Origin of the sequence: Tardiphaga sp., assembly GCF_028290495.1 — a bacterium.
GTDB lineage: Bacteria > Pseudomonadota > Alphaproteobacteria > Rhizobiales > Xanthobacteraceae > Tardiphaga.
The window spans coordinates 1-17,240 of record NZ_JAQGJT010000169.1 but is presented as its reverse complement, the minus strand read 5'-3'; the positions used below and the strand labels follow the sequence as shown (position 1 = coordinate 17,240).

Sequence of the window (17,240 nt, the reverse complement as noted above, 5' to 3'; positions counted from 1 at the left end):
CGGCTTCGCCTGCAGTCGCTCAGCGCAACCTTAAGACCACGCCTTCATCGCCGCGCAGCTCCAACGGGCCGGAGACATTCTCGCCCTTGCGATCGAGTTGTGTCGACAGCAGTATTTCACCGCCCTCGACATGCATCGACAGCGGCGCGGCACCCAGATTGAGCGCGATCAGCAGGCTCTCGCCATCATAATGACGGTGATAGGCCAGCAGGTCGCCCGGCGTTTGCACGGGCGTGTAGTCACCGAACACCAGCGCAGTCGAGTGCCTGCGCAGATCGATCAGCTTCACATAGAGGTTGAGGATCGAGGCGGGATCGCTGGCCAGCACCGCGGCGTTATCCGTCACATAATCATCGGCCAGCGGCAGCCATGGCTCGCCGGTGGTGAAGCCGGCGTTTTCCGAGGTCCCCCATTGCATCGGCGTGCGGCAGCCGTCGCGGCCCACCCCGATGCCCGGCACGTTCTTCTCAAACGGGTCCTGCACCTTTTCCGGCGGAACCGGCAGCTGCTTCATGCCAATCTCGTCGCCGTAATACAGCGTCGGCGTGCCCCTGAGCGTCAGCAGCAGCATGGCCGCGACGCGTGCTTGCGCCAAGCCTACCCGGCTGGCGATGCGCGGGCGATCGTGGTTGCCGAGAACCCAGTTCGGCCAGGCGCCGAATGGCAGCGCCGCCTCATAACGCGCAATCAGATCGCCGATCTCATGCGCATTCCAGGGCGCCGACAGCAGCGCGAAATTGAACGGCAGATGCGCGCCCGACAGGTCGCGGCCGTAGTAAGCAACCAGCCGCTCGACCGGCAGATAGACCTCGCCGATCAGTACCCTATCGTCAAATTCGTCGACCACGCGGCGCATCTCGGCGACCACGTCGAGCGTCTCCGGGCGGTCGGTCGAATACAGCGGCAGCACCGATTCATGCGGTGGCCGGCCGAGGCTGTAGGTTGGGTTGACGGGATTGTCGCGAAATTCATCGTCCTTGATCAGATGCCAGATGACATCGACGCGAAAGCCGTCGACGCCACGGCGCAGCCAGAACCGCATCACGTCATAGATCGCCTGACGTACGTCGGGATTGCGCCAGTTCAGGTCGGGCTGCCTGTCGAGAAAGGCGTGGTAGTAATACTGCTGCGTCAGTTCATCCCAAGCCCAGGCGCTGCCGCCGAATTCCGACATCCAGTTGGTCGGCGGCGAGCCATCCGGCCCGGCATCGCGCCAGATGTACCAGTCGCGTTTCGGATTGTCGCGCGAGCTTCGGCTCTCGAGAAACCAGCCGTGCCGGTCCGAGGTGTGGTTCGGCACCAGATCCAGAATGATCTTCAGGCCGTAACCATGCACCGCCGCGACCAGCGCGTCGCAATCCGTTGATGTGCCGAATATCGGATCGATGCCGGTGTAGTTGGAAATATCGTAGCCGAAGTCTGCCATCGGCGACGGGAATATCGGCGACAGCCAGATCGCATCGACGCCGAGCTGGCGCAAATAGGGCAGCCGGCCGATGATCCCCGTGAGATCGCCGATCCCATCGCCGTTGGAATCCTGAAACGAGCGCGGATAGATCTGGTAAATGGTGCCGGCTTGCCACCAGACGGTCGCTGCAGAGTTCATACTTTATAGATAAACCGGAAAATGAGTACACAAAAGGGCAACAAAAAGGGTGCGAAAAAGCGGCCCTCCCGGAGGAAGGCCGCCATTCCCTGACAATCCTAATCGCGGTCGATGACGACAGAACGACGTTCGCCGCGGTCGTAGTCACGATTGCGATCCCTACTGCGCTTGATCACCACGGTCTCGTCGCGGTCGCGCCGGTCGCGATAGTAGTCACGGTCCCGATCGCGGTATCTGTCGCCGTGCACCGCGCCGACGGTGACGCCATCCGGGCCGACGCCGACGCCGATATTCTGCGCGCTTGCAGGAATTGAAGTGCTGATAGCCGCCGCAGCAACGGCCATGATCGCAAGATGCTTCATCATTTTCGTGCTCTCAGGTTATGAACGATGGGGAAGCAATCCCCGGGCGCGCGGATGGTTCCCGCTTATCCTGGCGGGATAATCGCATTGCTCGGCATCGGCCGGTCGGTGATCTGCTGGCCGAACAGACTACCGACCAGTTCGACCATGACACGCGCGGTACGGCCGCGTTCGTCGAGGAAAGGGTTGAGTTCGACGACATCGAGCGAGACCATCACACCGGAATCATGCAGCAGCTCCATGATCAGATGCGCCTCGCGATAGGTGGCGCCGCCCGGCACCATCGTGCCGACGCCGGGCGCGGTGGCGGGGTCGAGAAAGTCCACGTCGAACGAGACGTGCAGCACGCCGTTGCGCGCCTTGACGCGCTCGATGACGCGGCGGATCAGCACGCTGACGCCGAACTCGTCGATCTGCCGCATGTCGGCGACGGCGATCTTCCTTTCGGCTACAAGCTCCTTCTCGAGCCTGTCGATGGAGCGGATGCCGAACAGGTCGAGATGGACCGGCCTGATCGACGCCCGTGGCTCGGCGCCAAGCAGCCCGTCGAGTCCCGGCTCGCCGCACAGGAACGCTGCAGACATGCCGTGCATGTTGCCGGTCACGGTGGTGGCTGGCGTGTTGTAGTCTGCATGCGCATCAAGCCACAGCACGAACAGCTCGCGGCCTTGTTCTTGCCAGTGCCGCGCCACGCCGTTGACAGAGCCCATCGACAGGCTGTGGTCGCCGCCCATAAAGATCGGCAGCGCGCCGGACTGCGCAATCGTATAGGCCCGCGCGCTCAGCGCCTGAATCCATTTCTGGATGTCACGATAGTGCCTGGCATTTTCCGGCGGGGTATCGAAGAGCGGATGGCCGTCAAGCGGCGTGAGGTCGCCGTGGTCCTCGACCACAAAGCCGAGGTTTTGCAGCAGCGCACCGAGGCCGGCGGTGCGCAAGGCGGCCGGTCCCATCAAGGTACCGCGCTGCGAGGCGCCGACCTCGACCGGTGCGCCGAGAAGCGCAATGCGCCTGGGTTGGGAAACGTCAGTCATCGCTTGGCCCTTCCAAAATGCACCGCCGCTCCAGGCCGGATCGGCCAGCGGCGCAACACGCTGATAACCGCGGATTGAACTTCATAGGCCACGATGAGACCATAAATATAAAGCCGGGAAACAGTCGTTTGCACTGCAACGTATTGGCCGCAGCGAAGTTGTCGTGCGGATTTCATTTTGCGAAATTTGAACAGACGGGGCTCTCGTGACGAACAGAACGGTCGAAGAAGGCTTACCCTATCCCTTGGGCGCGCACTGGGATGGAAAGGGGACCAACTTCGCGTTGTTCTCTGCCAACGCCACCAAGGTCGAGATCTGCCTGTTTGACGGCGATGTCGAGACCCGCATCGAGTTGCCGGAATATACCGACGAGGTGTTCCACGGCTATATTCCCGACGTCGTGCCCGGCACATTCTACGGCTACCGCGTCCACGGCCCCTACGAGCCGAAAAACGGCCACCGCTTCAATCCCAACAAGCTGCTGCTCGATCCCTATGCGAGGGCGCATGCCGGCACGCTGACGTGGAATCCCGCTGTCTTCGGCTACAAGGTGGAGACCGGCGACGACACCACGTTCGACGAGCGCGACTCGGCGCCGTTCATGCCGCGTTGCGTCGTGGTCGACAAAGACTTCGACTGGACCGGTGAGGCCGGACGTCAGAACGTGCCATGGGACCAGACCATCATCTACGAGACCCACGTCAAGGGCTTTACGATGCAGCATCCGGACGTGCCGGAAAAGCTGCGCGGCACCTATGCCGGCTTCGGCACCAAGCCGGTGGTGGATTATCTGACCGGACTCGGCATTACGTCCGTCGAGCTGTTGCCGGTCCACACCTTCATCAATGACGATTACCTGCTCGAGAAGAAGCTGACCAACTACTGGGGCTACAACTCGATCGGCTTCTTCGCGCCCGATCCACGCTACGCCTCCGACGTGCCGAACTCTTTGCGCGAGTTCAAGGAGATGGTGGCGACGCTGCATGCCGGCGGGCTCGAGGTGATCCTCGACGTTGTCTACAACCACACTGCCGAAGGCAACGAACTCGGCCCGACGCTGTCGTTCAAGGGCATCGACAACGCCAGTTACTATCGGCTGATGCCGGAGAAGAAGCGCTATTACATCAACGACACCGGCACCGGCAACACGGTGAACCTGTCGCACGCGCGCGTCATCCAGATGGTCAACGACAGCCTGCGCTACTGGGTGCGCGAGATGCATATCGACGGCTTCCGCTTCGACCTCGGCACGATTCTCGCGCGTGAGGTCTATGGCTTCGACGAGCAGAGCGGCTTTCTGAAAGCCGTCGATCAGGATCCGTTGCTGACCACGGTCAAGCTGATCGCGGAGCCGTGGGACATTGGCCCCGGCGGCTATCAGGTCGGCGGCTTCCCGCCCGGCTGGGCGGAATGGAACGACAAATTCCGCGACGTCGCCCGCAATTTCTGGCGCGGCGAGGCGCCGGTTGCGGCCATCGCGCCGCGGCTATCGGCTTCCGGCGACATGTTCAACCATCACGGCCGTCGCGCCTGGGCCAGCGTCAACTTCGTGACCGCGCACGACGGCTTCACGCTGAACGACTGGGCGAGCTACAACGACAAGCACAACGAGGCCAACGGCGAGAACGGCAAAGACGGCTCATCCAACAACGCCTCATGGAATTGCGGCGTCGAGGGCCCGACCGATGACAAGGCCGTTCTGGCGCTGCGCGGCCGGCAGAAGCGTAACATGCTGGCGACGCTGCTGTTCGCCCAGGGCACACCGATGCTGCTCGGCGGCGACGAGTTCGGCCGGACCCAGCAGGGCAACAACAATGCCTATTGTCAGGACAGCGAGATTTCCTGGTTCGACTGGAAGCTTGATGCCAACGGCCAGGAGCTGCTCGACTTCACCAAACGCATCATTAAGCTGCTCAAGGAATGCTCGGTACTGCGCCGAACCCGTTTTCTTACCGGCGAGCACGACGAGAAGCTCGACGTCCGCGACATGACCTGGATCAACGCCAATGGCGGGGCCATGGAAGACAAGCACTGGTCCGACACAAACATGAAGTGCTTCGGCATGTTGCTGGACGGTCGCACGCAGAAGACCGGCATCCGCAAGCAGGCCGATGACCAAACCATGCTGCTGGTCCTCAACGGCTTCGAGGGCATCGTCGATTTCACCATGCCGGAAGCCACCGGCGGCATCGGCTGGAACCTGTTGCTCGACACCAACCTTCCCAGGCCGCAGCAGGATCCGGTCTTTCCGTTCGGCGACACTTACATCGTCACCGGCCGCTCGCTCCTGCTGTTCTCGTTGCAAAAATAGCGATCACCCGGTCATGGCGAGTCAAGGCAAAGTTGGATCTCCGATTCTGCCCACAATTTCTGCAGGTTCCGCCGGCTGAACCCGGGAACGAAGTCCGACGACTACACTTGTTTGGCAACTATTATTCGATTGCCGAACACATGGAGATACTCGGTGCAGATTCGTGTGGGCTACGACATTGCGTTCCAGTGCCATCAGGAAACACCCATGATCCTGATGCTGAGCATTCATCCCTCGCGGGCGAAAGACCTGCAGAGCCCGCACAGGATTGCGTTTTCGAGCGACGTTCAGGCCCGCGACTACCTGGACATGTTCGGCAACACCTGTACGCGGGTCATCTTCCCGCCCGGCCTGATCGAAATCAGAAACGAGTTCCTGATCTCCGACAGCGGAATGCCGGACGCCGTCGCGCCCGGCGCCCGGCAGACTCCTATCGCGAAATTGCCGGACGATGTGTTCGTCTATTTGCTCGGCAGCCGCTATTGCGACACCCAGAAATTGTCGGAACTGGCTTGGTCCATGTTCGCCGGCGTCCCCGCCGGTTGGCAGCGCGTGCAGGCGATCTGCGATTACGCGCACGAGCGCATCACCTTCGGCTATCACCACGCCCGCAACGACCGCACCGCCTCCGAAGGCCACGAGGAGCGCGTCGGCGTGTGCCGCGACTTTGCCCATCTCGCGGTGACACTGTGCCGCTGCATGAACATCCCGGCGCGCTATTGCACCGGCTATCTCGGCGACATCGGCGTGCCCATTGATCCTGCGCCGATGGATTTCAGCGCCTGGTTCGAGGTCTATCTCGAAGGCCGCTGGTACACGTTCGATGCCCGCCACAATCATCCCCGCATCGGCCGCATCGTGATGGCCCGCGGCCGCGACGCCGCGGACGTCGCGATCTCGACGTCGTTCGGGCCGGCGCCACTGGAGCGGTTCACGGTGATCACGGACGAAGTGACGGCGGACGCCGCGCCCGCCGTGGCGCCGATTTCGATGGTGGCGTGACGTTGTCTACGGCTGGCCGCGCGGACCTACGTTCGCGCTGGGCTGACCTTCCAGGTCAGCGCCATCACGCCCGCTGTCAGCAGCGCCGTGATGCCGGCGCCGATCGGCATCACGATGGCCAGGGCGGCCGTTGCGGCCCAGCCTATCGAAGCAAAGGCCTCGGCAAAGGTCGCGATGCGCGACGAGGTCTGGCGTCGGCGGAACTGGCTGCGCCGCGCCTGCACGCGGAACCAGAGCTGGATCGAGGTCGCCGATCCCGCCGCGACGATCGCGGCCAGCGCGGTGGTTGCGGCCAGCGTCAGCGATATGAACGCCAAGCCAGCGATCAATGGCGCCAGCACCACAGCGATGATGATCAACACCACCTCAATCTTGGCTGCGGTGACTGATGACGCCGGCAGCGGCGCGGTGGCGACCAGATCGGCGGCGTCTTCGCCGGAGATCGTCAGCCACGCCAGCCCGCCGGCGAGTTGCCCCGCGGCCATCACGATCACCGGCGCCAGCACGATGAAGGCGCCCGCGCTTTCGCCGAAGCTGTGCCACATCATCAGGGCCGGCGGCAGCAGGTAAAGCAATTGCATCAAGGTCTGCGACATCAGCCACGGATCGCGCCACAGCAACAAAAATTCCTTGCGCCGCAGCGCGCTCGGCCGCGAGCCCGGCCGAAACGCCCGCGATACGCCGGCACGATGTATCGCGGCCTTGGGCGAAACGCTGGCGACATAGTTGCTGAAGCGCGGCGAGAACAGCGCCATCGCCACGCCAAGCAACAGCAGGCTGCCGGCGATCAGCGGCAACAACGCGCCGCCATCGCCGAGCATTGCGCGCGCCGGCCACCACACGAGACTGTCCGGCCCCGGCGCGAACGACGACGCCGCCTCCGACGTCAGCACCGCAAAACGCGACATGGTGCCATAGGACAGGATAGCTGCGACCTGCAGCGCGATGACGAAGCCGGCGCCGGTGATCGCTGAAATGATCTGCGCCACCACGCGCGTTTTCGCCGGACCGCACAGCCGGAACAACCCGACCGTGACGGCGATGGCCACCGCCGAAGCCGACAGCCCGATCGCGATTACGACGCCATAGGCGGCGAACCAGTGCAGCCCGCCTGCGATCACCAGGATATCGATGAACGGCGTTGCGAGCAGCATCGCCATCACGGTGACGGTGACGGCAATCGCCGCTATACGAACCGAGAATACATGGGTCAGCGCCACCGGCGACGACATGATGAGGTCGAGATCGGCGCGGGCATAAAACACCCGCGTGACGGACTCGATCGCCTGCGACAACATCAGCGCCCAGGCGAGGAAGATGCTCGCCGTCATGACGATCAGCGTGCCCTGGTCGAGCGGCGCGCTCAGATCACTGAAGCGGCCGACCACGGCATAGGCCGGCAGATGCAGGAACAGGACGAACACCACCAGCAGGATCGATGCGCTGTGGGTGCGCCAGCGACGGCCGGCCGTCAGCATGCCGAGCATCTCGCGCCATGCCAGCCGGATCTCGTGGCCGGCGAACCAGGTCACGCCGGGCTGGCTCATGCTACAGCCGGCGCGCTTCCCACCAGCGCCACAAACATGTCCTCAAGGCTGGTGTCGCTCTGCCCGTTCTGCTGGCGCAATTCGGTCAACGTTCCCTCCGCAATCAACCGGCCGGCCGAGATCACGCCGATCCGATCGGCCATGCGTTCGGCGACTTCGAGAATATGCGTTGTCATGATCACCGTGCAGCCGGCCTGCACGCGCGACTGCAGCAGGCTTTTGACATGGCGCGCCGAGACGGCATCGAGTCCGGTCAAAGGCTCGTCGAGAATGATCAGGCGGGGATCGTGCACCAGTGCGCCGGCCAGCGCCACTTTCTGCCGCATGCCCTTGGAGAAGCCTTCGCAGCGTTCGTGCCAATGCGACGCCAGACCCAGCGATGTCAGCAGTTCGTGCGCGGTGCGCTCGGCTTTAGCCGCGTCGCAGCCCCATAGGCCGGCGACGAATTCGAGATATTCCAGCGGCGTCAGCTTGTCGTAGATCATTGGCTCGTCGGACACCCAGGCGGTGATCTGCTTGGCCGCCACGGGATCCGCCAGCGCATCGATGCCCAGTACGCTGACCGAGCCCGCGTCAGGACGCAGCAGACCGGCCACCATGCGCAACGTCGTCGTCTTGCCGGCGCCATTGGCGCCGAGCAACGCGTAGAATTCGCCTGATCGAATGGTGAGATCGAGGCGATCGACGGCGGGACGGTCGAAACGTTTCGTTAACCCTCGCAGTTCGAGGGCGGACGCATGCTGCGGGATCATGACTTGGGTTCACCATTGTGCAGCCGGTAGCCTGACGGGAAGTTGTTTCGGGGCGATGAACGCGACACGCCAAATCGGACGCAGCGTGACAGCCGTCAAAATCCATTTGATCATAAGTACGGTGAACTGATCTGTCATGATTTCGTAACGGTTGAGCAAAATTGGGCAGACCAAATGAGGTGCGTGGTGCAATTTGATGATGATGATGGGTTTGTCGCGTCAATCGCTTGGCGTCCGGGGGCCGCCGCCCCCTTTTCGCACCCAGTACGGTCGATCGGATGCGTTTCGAAACCATCATCGTACAGTAGCAGGATGAGAAGTTTCTTCTTTCCTCCGCGCCTGCGTGGTGAAGCGAGTTCCACTGCCCCAACGGCTCGCCGCATCGCGCAAGGAGTTCCGTCGCCTCCCCGACGGAACTCCTTTTTTTTGTTTTGAATCAGCACCATAGAGAAATGCCAAACTACAATCCAAAATAGCTTTGTACTAAACCGTACATAGCGGTTACACTACGCCAGTGCCGTGATGCGAGATCAGCGATGCTGGGGAAACCCACCAAGGGCCCGTTCGATCCGACAGCCTTCGTCGCCCACGTGGGCCACGGAAAGGCGATCAGCGAGTACAAGAAAAATCAGAACATCTTCTGCCAGGGCGAGACCGCGGAAGCGGTGTTCTACATCCAGAAAGGCAGGGTCAAGCTCACGGTGCTTTCCGAACAGGGCAAGGAGGCCGTGGTTGGCATCCTGGAGGCAGGGCAGTTCTTTGGCGAGGGCTGCCTCAATGGCCACCCGCTCCGTATCGCCACGACCACGGCGCTGGAAGATTGCACCATCACCTCGATCACCAAAGCGGCGATGCTCAACACGCTGCATGACGAGCCAGCGTTTTCCGAGATGTTTATGACCTATCTGCTGACCCGCAACAGCCGGGTCGAGGAGGACCTGATCGATCAGCTGTTCAATTCCAGCGAGAAGCGGCTGGCGCGGTTGCTCCTGATCCTGGCGCATTTCGGCAAGGAAGGGCGCCCGCAACCCATCGCGGTTGAGCTGAGCCAGGAAACCCTTGCCGAGATGATCGGCACCACGCGCTCGCGCGTCAGCTTTTTCATGAACAAGTTTCGCAAGCTCGGCTTCATCAGCTATAACGGCAAGATCGAGGTCCATAACTCGCTGCTCAACGCCGTGTTGAATGACAAGCCGCAGATCGAACGCCCCGATTAGCAAGCGTCGGATCCGCACACGCCGCCGCAACCTTCAGATGCTTTTTCACAAAGCCCCCCGGGCGTGCGGGCGCGCTGACTACCCGACGCCGATTAAGTGGGAACCAAGCCTCAGCGATTTTGCCTGATTAAGAGCTCCTTCACGCGTGCGCCCTATCTCTTTAACCGGGGACACGTTGCGGCCCATTTACGGCCGTGGACTAAGGGGCACCAAGATGCGCGCACTAAAATCCATTTCAGCCCGCATGATCGTGGCCATCACGCTGGTGACGGCGGGCTCGTGCGGCGCGCTCGCAGCCTTCAGCATGTGGCAGCAGCAGGCCATTATCGATACCGCGCTCGACCGCGAGGCGCATGACGACTACGCCAACCTCACCGCCGCCCTCAACGCCGAGACGCGCACCGCGCTTGCCGTTTCCGAAGTGCTGGCGTCGATGAAGCAGATCAAGGACAGCGTTCGCACGAAGGACCGCGACGCGACGATTGCCCTTATGAAGGAAGCTATGGAGCGGATGACGCCGCGCGGTCTGGAGTTGATATCGCTGCAGACGCCGCCATCAATCACGTTCATGCGCGTGCACAAGCCCGAAACCTTTGGCGATGACGTCGGAGCCCGCCGCAAGATGGTGGTGCAGGCGATGTCGACGCGCAGGCCGGTGGGCGGCATCGAAGCCGGTCGCGACGCACTGAACCTCTTCGGTACGGCCCCGATCTTCGAAGGCGACACGATCCTCGGCACGATGGATGTCGGTGCGCCGTTCGGCAAAACCTTCGTTGAGAGCATGAAAGCCCGCTTTAACGTCGACGTAGGCATTCACCAGATCGACGGGCAGGCCACCAAGACGCTCGCATCGACCTTGAAGACATCGGCGCCCGACATGGCCGCGCTGCGTCGCGCGATCGCTGGCGACATCGTTACCCAATACAGCGAAATCAACGACAAGCCGGTCGCGACAACCTTCGGCGCGATCAAGAGCTTCTCCGGCGAGAACGTGGCGGTGTTTGAAATTACCCGCGACACCAGCACCTATCGTGCCTTGATGCGCTCGTCGCTGAACTGGCTCGCCATCATCTCGGCCTGCGTGCTGGTGCTGGCAGGCGCCGTCGCGACCCTGATGGGCCGCAGCATGGCGAAGCCGATCCGCGCGCTGGAATCAGCGATGCGCACCATCGCCGCCGGCAACCACACCGTGGTCGTGCCCGGCGCTGGTCGCAAGGACGAGATCGGCTCGATGGCCGGCGCAGTCGAAATCTTCAAGAACGGCCTGATCGAAACCGATCGATTGCGCGCCGCGCAGGAGCAGCAGCGCGAACATACCCAGCTCGAGCGCCGCGACATGATGAACGCACTGGCCAACCGTTTTGAAAGCGGCGTCGGCAGCGTGGTCGGCGCGGTCGGCTCCGCCGCCGGCGAGTTGCGCCATACCGCGCAATCGATGGCCGCCACCGCCGAAGAATCCATGCAGCAGACCGCCGCCGTCGCCTCGGCGTCCGCGGAAGCCACGCAAAGCGCCCAGGCAGTCGCCGCCGCAATCGAGGAACTCAACGCCTCGATCAGCGAGATCGCCCAGCAGGTCAACGAATCCGCCCGCGTTGCCGGTGAAGCCGTCAATCAGGCCAACACCACCAATTCGGAAGTGCAGAGCCTGGCCGAGGCTGCGCAGAAGATCGGCGACGTCGTCAAGCTGATCAGCGAGATCGCGGCCCAAACCAACCTGCTCGCGCTCAACGCCACCATCGAGGCTGCGCGTGCCGGTGAGGCCGGCCGCGGCTTTGCGGTGGTCGCCTCCGAAGTGAAGGCGCTGGCGACGCAGACCTCGAAGGCTACGGACGAGATCTCGACGCAGGTCAACGCGATCCAGATTGCCACCCGCTCCTCGGTGGATTCGATCCAGGGCATCACCTCGACGATCGGCAAAGTCAGCGAGATCGCCAGCGCGATCGCCGCCGCGGTGGAGGAACAGGGCGCCGCCACGCTGGAGATCGCCCGCAACGTCGCGGATGCCGCGCGCGGCACCGGCGAGGTTTCGGACAATATCGCCGGGGTCAACGACGCCGCCCGCGAAACCGGCCTCGCCGCCAGCCGCGTGGTCGACTCCGCCGCCGATCTGTCGCGCAACGGCGAAGACCTCAAGACCCAGGTCGATGCGTTCCTGCGGGAAGTGCGGGCGGCGTAAGCGCGCAGATGCACGCAATGTGCGCTGACTACAGATTCGCGGCGCCGAAAAGGTCGCGGTACCAGTCCGCGACCAGACGGGGATTGATGCGGCCGTCGACGATGAACACGCCCTGCGCGCCGGCATCGACCCAGCGCCTGAGAGGTTCGAGATCGTCCAGCGTCCGCACCACCACGCCATCGGCGCCATAGCCGCGGGCGATGGCCGCGAAATCGGTCACCGGGAATTGCGCCATCGCGGCGGAATAACCCTCCGGCACAAAATGATGCACCTCGGCGCTGTAGGCGCTGTCATTGTAGATGAAGATGCACAGCCGCTTCTTCAATCGCACCGCCGTTTCCAGCTCGGCGATAGCCATCAGGAAACCACCGTCGCCGACCGCGAGCACGGTCAGGCGATCCGGCTGCACCACCGCCGCACCGATCGCACCGGCAAGTCCGAGCCCGATCGACTGGAACGCAATCGGAATGCACCAGCCGCGATGGTCCGGCACCGACAGATAGCGCGCGACCCAACCGACAAAATGGCCGCCATCGACGACGACCGTACGGTCCTTCGGCAGGATATCGTCCACCGCCTTGCTGAGCGTGCGCGGGTCGATGTGCCCGGCATCGCTGGTGTCGGCATAGGCAAAGCGGCGATTGCTCTTGGCGTCGAGCACGGCGGCGACGTCAGGCGTGCGCCAGCCCGGCAAGTCACCATCGAGCACAGCCAGCACCGCGGTCGCAACGGCCGCCGCATCGCCTTCCAGTTCAAGATCGACCGGGCGATGCACGCCGATGCGGCCCTTCTCGACATCGATCTGCACCAGTTGCGCCAGTTCGGAGATCAGTTTGCCTTTCTTGGTGGTCCACATGTTCAGCGACATGCCGAACGCCATGATCATGTCGCTCTGCGCCATCAGTTCCGCCGCAGCCGGCGAGGAGAAACCGCCGGCAATGCCGAGATTCCACGGATGCCCGCTGAACATGCCATGCGCCTGCACCGAGGTCGCCAGCAGCGCGCCGGTGCGATCGGCGAGTTCAACCAGCAAGGCTTCGGCGCCGGCGACCACCGCGCCGTGGCCGGCCAGGATCAACGGCCGTTTCGCGGCACGAAGCGTGGCAACGAGTTCGTTGAGCCGGTCGGCGTTGAGCGGCGCCCGCTTTGCAATCGCGGCATGCTTTCTGCCGAATCTCGCCGCCACCTTCATTTCCTGCACGTCGATCGGCAGGCTAAGCACCACCGGCCGGCGCTCACGCAGCGCCTGTGCGGCCGCCTGCCACGCATCTTCATAGGCGGTGAGCGGATCGGCGATCTGCCGCCAGACGGCGCCGACGGCATGAACCAACTCGGCCTGATGGAAGGCAAAGGCCGACTGCGTATCGCCGCGACTGACGTCGCCGGCCAGCACCAGCAACGGCGTGTCAGACTTGGCGGCTTCGCCGATGCCGGTGATCGCATTGGTGAGACCCGGCCCCGCGGTGACGCTGACGACGGTGAGGTCGCGCGTCAGCCGCGCGGCGACATCGGCCATCGACACTGCGCCGCCTTCATGACGCGCCGCAACAAACTCAACGCCAAGTTCGGTTAACCCCAGCGTGACCTTGAAATTCGCGCCGCCGACAAGGCCGAAGCAGCGTTTTGCGCCGATGTCAGCAATGGCGCGCGCCACATCGCGCCAGACAGGCGTCAGGGCCGAGGCGTTGTCTGCAAGGGAGAGCGGGGTCATGAGATCACTTTGCACCGGTTTTGATCCCACTCGCCATTCAAGGATCGGGCCAAGTACTTTAGGTCTAAAGGAATTCCCTTGTCCACGCCCCCTCCGGAGGCTCACATCTTCGTCACGACCTCCGCCGCAACGATTCAGTGGGCCTCCGGAGCAGCGATCAGGCCGCCATCCCCAGCGAGACCTGATCGGCGACGATCTGCGCCGTGGCCGCCGACAGCGTCCAGCCGAGATGGCCGTGGCCGGTGTTGTAGAACACGCCCGGCTTCCGACCCGCACCGACGCGCGGCATCATGTCGGGCATCATCGGCCGCAGGCCGCTCCACGGGATCACGCGGCTGGTGTCGATTCCCGGAAACTGCTTGCGCGTCCAGTCGACCAAAGGCTGCACGCGATCGGCGCGGATGTCCCGGTTGGCGCCGTTGAACTCGGCAGTGCCGGCCACGCGAAAGCGGTTGACGCCGAGCCGGCTCGTGACGATCTTGGCCTTGTCGTCGAGCAGGCTGACCCAGGGCGCCGCCTGCTGGTTTGCTTCATCGTTCAGTTCGACGGTGATGGAATAGCCCTTCACCGGATAGACGTTGACGCGGTCGCCGAGCATCGCCGCCAGTTTGCGACTGGCGATTCCGGCGCAGATCACGACGCCGTCGAACCGGGCGGTCTCGACGTGCCTATCCGGATCGGGGCTTCCCGACGACAGCGACCAGCCGACACGAACACCATCCGCGGTCGCGGCAAGGCTGGTAACGTCGGTATCGCTGACAAACGTCGCCCCCATCCGCTGGCAATAGGCCATCACGCCGCGGGTGAATTGTGGATGTCGCCGGTAAAATCCGACGGCGTGAAGAAGCCGCCCGCATACTTGCCGTGCAGCGCCGGCTCGATGTGGCGGATCTCGTCGGCGGAGACTGCGTCGCGGCTGAGGCCGCCCTCAACCAGCAAGGCATTGGCTCTGGTCGCCACGTCGAGCCCCTTGGCATCGTGATAGATATGCAGGATGCCGCGCTGCTCGACATCGAAGCTGACGCCGGCCTTCTGCGCCATGCCCAGCAGATGCTGGCGCGCGGCGATGGCCAGACGGGTCGTGGCGATAGTATTGGCGCGATAGTGCGGAATGCTGCCGACGAATTCGGCCAGCCAGGAATATTTGTGCCAGCTCGGCGTGAGGTTGAGCGATAGCGGCGCATCGCGGCGGAACAGCCAGCCGATCCCCTTCAGCACCGTCGACCAGTGGTTCCAGACTTCGGCATTGCTGGCAGAGAGTTGCCCGCCATTGGCATAGGAAGTCTCCATCGCGGCGTAGCGATGGCGGTCGAAGACGGTGACGGTGTGGCCTTTTTCGATCAGGGCATAAGCGGTCGTGACGCCGGTGATACCGGCGCCGATCACGGCAATATGGGACATGGGTAGTCTCTTTCGCTCAGACGGACGACATGATCCGGACGTGGTCCGGACCGGCTATCCCCATCTGTCGCGGGTACCTGAGAGCTTGACCGGCGCGAGCGCCGGATATCCCCTTCGGTGGACGCTCGAAGCGTCACTCTCCAGATTGTCCAACGAAGCGGTCCCTGGTGCCTGAGAGTTTCCCGGGGGGTTGCTCCTTCGGCGCCGATACCGGCAAGCCAGTATCGATCTCTCCCGCATCGTCTGATCGGACGTGACCAATGTAACACGCGCGGCCGCGCAGACAAGCCGCGTTTCTGTGCGGCCTGCCGATTGATTGAGCGCGAAAGCCTGATCAGGCGCGGCCGGCCACAACCATCGAATGCAGATCGTCGATGCGTTTTGGCGCGGCAGCCTCCTCCAGCGACGAACGAAGCGCCTCGATGTCGATCGTGGGCAACGGGCACCAGCCGCATGGGCATTGCCCGTCGAGATGCGCCGAGGCGACCTCACGATAGGTCGTCCCCAGAGCGGTGGCAATCAGCCGCATCACCAGCGACGGCGGCAACCGCGACGTATCGAGCACGCGGCAGAACGTCGTCATGATCATCTGATCGAGATAGGTCTGTGCCGAACTCTCGTCGGTGATATCGGAGACCTTGACAGGCTGAGCACTCATTCGTGTGTCCTTTGCGACCCGCGATTTTCTAGAGCCTGCGCCCTTCCCACTCAATCGCTTTCGTGCCCGGAATTTTAGAAGCCCTCAACCTGTCGTATTTCGAATCTCTCCAAACACACGACTGGCCAGCACGTCAGACGACTCGATGGACATGATATCATCGGCTGTCAGCTCGCGGTCGAGATCGGTAACGAGCCGGTTGGCCTGGCGCAGCCGGATGCGGTCCAGCGCATTGCGGATCGAACGTGCATTGGAGAACAGCGGCTGCGTCTTTCGCAAGGCGATGTAGCGCACGAACGCCTCCGACGAATCCGGCGTGAAATGATAGTTCATGTCGTGCAGCATCAGCCCGGCGATGGCGAACAGCTCAGCATCCGAATAATCCGGAAAGTCGATGTGATGCGCAATGCGCGAGCGAAAGCCGGGATTGCTGGCAAAGAATTTGTCCATGCGGTCGCCATAGCCGGCGAGGATCACCACCAGATCCTCGCGCTGCGATTCCATCACCTGCAACAGGATCTCGATTGCTTCCTGGCCGTAATCGCGTTCGTTGTCGGGCCGGTGCAGGTAATAGGCTTCGTCGATGAACAAAACGCCGCCCATCGCCTTCTTCAGGATCTCCTTGGTCTTCGGCGCGGTGTGGCCGATATACTGGCCAACCAGTTCGTCGCGCGTCACCGACACTACGTGGCCGCGCCGGACGAATCCGAGCCGGTGCAAAATGCTGGCGATCCGCAGCGCCACCGTGGTCTTGCCGGTGCCGGGATTGCCGGAGAATGACATATGCAGCGTCGGCACTTCCGACGTCAGTCCCATCCGCTTGCGGATACGTTCGATCAGCAGCAGCGATGCGATCTCGCGAATCCGGGTCTTGACCGGTTTCAGCCCGATCAGTTCACGATCGAGCTGCGTGAGTACCTCCTCGATGCCGACGGCCTCGAGTTCCTCACGGAGATTGACCCTGTCGGGCATCGGCGGGACATCCAAATCCATTGCGAAACCTCAACCGCTACGTGCGCAATCCAAAAAAACTCCGTCGCCGCTTTCACAGCGACGGAGCAGGGCGTCCGGCGGACACAGGAACGATGGGGGAAACGCGTCCGCCGAACCCAGGGAATCATTCAGGTGTAGCGATGACCCTCGGGACGATCGACGGCGTAGGACGTCGTGGTGTAGCGGATGTTGCGGCCATCGACCTCATGCCGCTCCAGCCGGAAGCCGGGCTCGTCCTTCGGCCGGTTGACGATGAACGACAGTCGCTGCGATTCCCAGCCATGGCTGGAATCGAACGCCGACATCCGGATGTAACGTTCGCCATAAACCTTGCGGCACTCGTTGAGTTCCATCATGACGCCCGCGGCATCGCGCAGATCGAACATCGGCAGCCCCCACATCTCCCAGAAATTATTGCGGGGGTGCGGATCGTCAGTGAATTCGAGGTTCACCGCCCAATCGTTGTCCAG

At 63.0% G+C, this 17,240-nt stretch carries 13 protein-coding genes, 1 pseudogene and 1 riboswitch; of the genes and pseudogenes, 4 read left to right on the top strand and 10 right to left on the bottom strand.

What is annotated here, in order from left to right:
- Nucleotides 1-19: 19 nt before the first annotated feature.
- From JWQ24_RS25335 to rocF, 3 genes are all read right to left on the bottom strand, one after another.
- The gene (locus tag JWQ24_RS25335; protein WP_299814298.1) at nucleotides 20-1,606 is read right to left on the bottom strand and encodes an alpha-amylase family glycosyl hydrolase; all 1,587 of its coding nucleotides are present in this window, start codon (nucleotides 1,604-1,606) and stop codon (nucleotides 20-22) included.
- 98 nt (nucleotides 1,607-1,704) lie between these two features.
- Nucleotides 1,705-1,971 (bottom strand): hypothetical protein, encoded by a 267-nt coding sequence (locus tag JWQ24_RS25330; protein WP_299814295.1) that lies wholly within the window; start codon nucleotides 1,969-1,971, stop codon nucleotides 1,705-1,707.
- A 62-nt stretch (nucleotides 1,972-2,033) separates the two neighbouring features.
- Nucleotides 2,034-3,002 (bottom strand): arginase, encoded by a 969-nt coding sequence (gene rocF, locus JWQ24_RS25325; RefSeq protein ID WP_299814292.1) that lies wholly within the window; start codon nucleotides 3,000-3,002, stop codon nucleotides 2,034-2,036.
- A gap of 205 nt (nucleotides 3,003-3,207) precedes the next feature.
- Between rocF and glgX the strand changes: the two genes are divergently transcribed.
- Together glgX and JWQ24_RS25315 are read left to right on the top strand one after the other, a co-directional pair.
- The gene (gene glgX / locus JWQ24_RS25320; RefSeq protein WP_299814289.1) at nucleotides 3,208-5,313 is read left to right on the top strand and encodes a glycogen debranching protein GlgX; all 2,106 of its coding nucleotides are present in this window, start codon (nucleotides 3,208-3,210) and stop codon (nucleotides 5,311-5,313) included.
- A 153-nt stretch (nucleotides 5,314-5,466) separates the two neighbouring features.
- On the top strand, nucleotides 5,467-6,315 hold the full coding sequence (locus tag JWQ24_RS25315; RefSeq protein ID WP_299814286.1) for a transglutaminase family protein: 849 nt from the start codon (nucleotides 5,467-5,469) through the stop codon (nucleotides 6,313-6,315).
- A 26-nt stretch (nucleotides 6,316-6,341) separates the two neighbouring features.
- Here JWQ24_RS25315 and JWQ24_RS25310 read toward each other — a convergent pair whose 3' ends face one another.
- Complete coding sequence (locus JWQ24_RS25310; RefSeq protein WP_299814283.1) at nucleotides 6,342-7,862, bottom strand: permease; 1,521 nt, start codon at nucleotides 7,860-7,862, stop codon at nucleotides 6,342-6,344.
- On the bottom strand, nucleotides 7,859-8,614 hold the full coding sequence (locus tag JWQ24_RS25305; protein WP_299814280.1) for an ABC transporter ATP-binding protein: 756 nt from the start codon (nucleotides 8,612-8,614) through the stop codon (nucleotides 7,859-7,861). Before JWQ24_RS25305 ends, JWQ24_RS25310 begins: the two co-directional genes overlap by 4 nt.
- Nucleotides 8,615-9,150: 536 nt before the next feature.
- Between JWQ24_RS25305 and JWQ24_RS25300 the strand changes: the two genes are divergently transcribed.
- Both JWQ24_RS25300 and JWQ24_RS25295 read left to right on the top strand, forming a co-directional pair.
- Complete coding sequence (locus JWQ24_RS25300) at nucleotides 9,151-9,831, top strand: Crp/Fnr family transcriptional regulator (protein ID WP_299814277.1); 681 nt, start codon at nucleotides 9,151-9,153, stop codon at nucleotides 9,829-9,831.
- 214 nt (nucleotides 9,832-10,045) lie between these two features.
- Entirely contained in the window at nucleotides 10,046-12,007 is a 1,962-nt protein-coding gene (locus JWQ24_RS25295; protein ID WP_299814274.1) for a methyl-accepting chemotaxis protein, read from the top strand.
- A 28-nt stretch (nucleotides 12,008-12,035) separates the two neighbouring features.
- Here the strand turns inward: JWQ24_RS25295 and JWQ24_RS25290 are convergent, their stop codons facing one another.
- The 5 genes and pseudogenes from JWQ24_RS25290 to JWQ24_RS25270 form a co-directional block, all read right to left on the bottom strand.
- On the bottom strand, nucleotides 12,036-13,718 hold the full coding sequence (locus tag JWQ24_RS25290) for a thiamine pyrophosphate-binding protein (protein WP_299814271.1): 1,683 nt from the start codon (nucleotides 13,716-13,718) through the stop codon (nucleotides 12,036-12,038).
- 157 nt (nucleotides 13,719-13,875) lie between these two features.
- Nucleotides 13,876-15,119, bottom strand: a pseudogene (locus tag JWQ24_RS25285) (D-amino acid dehydrogenase).
- A gap of 148 nt (nucleotides 15,120-15,267) precedes the next feature.
- Nucleotides 15,268-15,366, bottom strand: a riboswitch (glycine riboswitch).
- 87 nt (nucleotides 15,367-15,453) lie between these two features.
- Entirely contained in the window at nucleotides 15,454-15,777 is a 324-nt protein-coding gene (locus JWQ24_RS25280) for a hypothetical protein (protein WP_299814268.1), read from the bottom strand.
- An 84-nt stretch (nucleotides 15,778-15,861) separates the two neighbouring features.
- A complete protein-coding gene (gene cbbX / locus JWQ24_RS25275) occupies nucleotides 15,862-16,770 on the bottom strand; it encodes a CbbX protein (RefSeq protein ID WP_299814265.1) in 909 nt (302 codons plus the stop codon).
- Between the two features lie 128 nt (nucleotides 16,771-16,898).
- Nucleotides 16,899-17,240, bottom strand: a 342-nt coding sequence (locus JWQ24_RS25270) for a ribulose bisphosphate carboxylase small subunit (RefSeq protein WP_299814262.1), incomplete at its 5' end; no start/stop codon positions are given.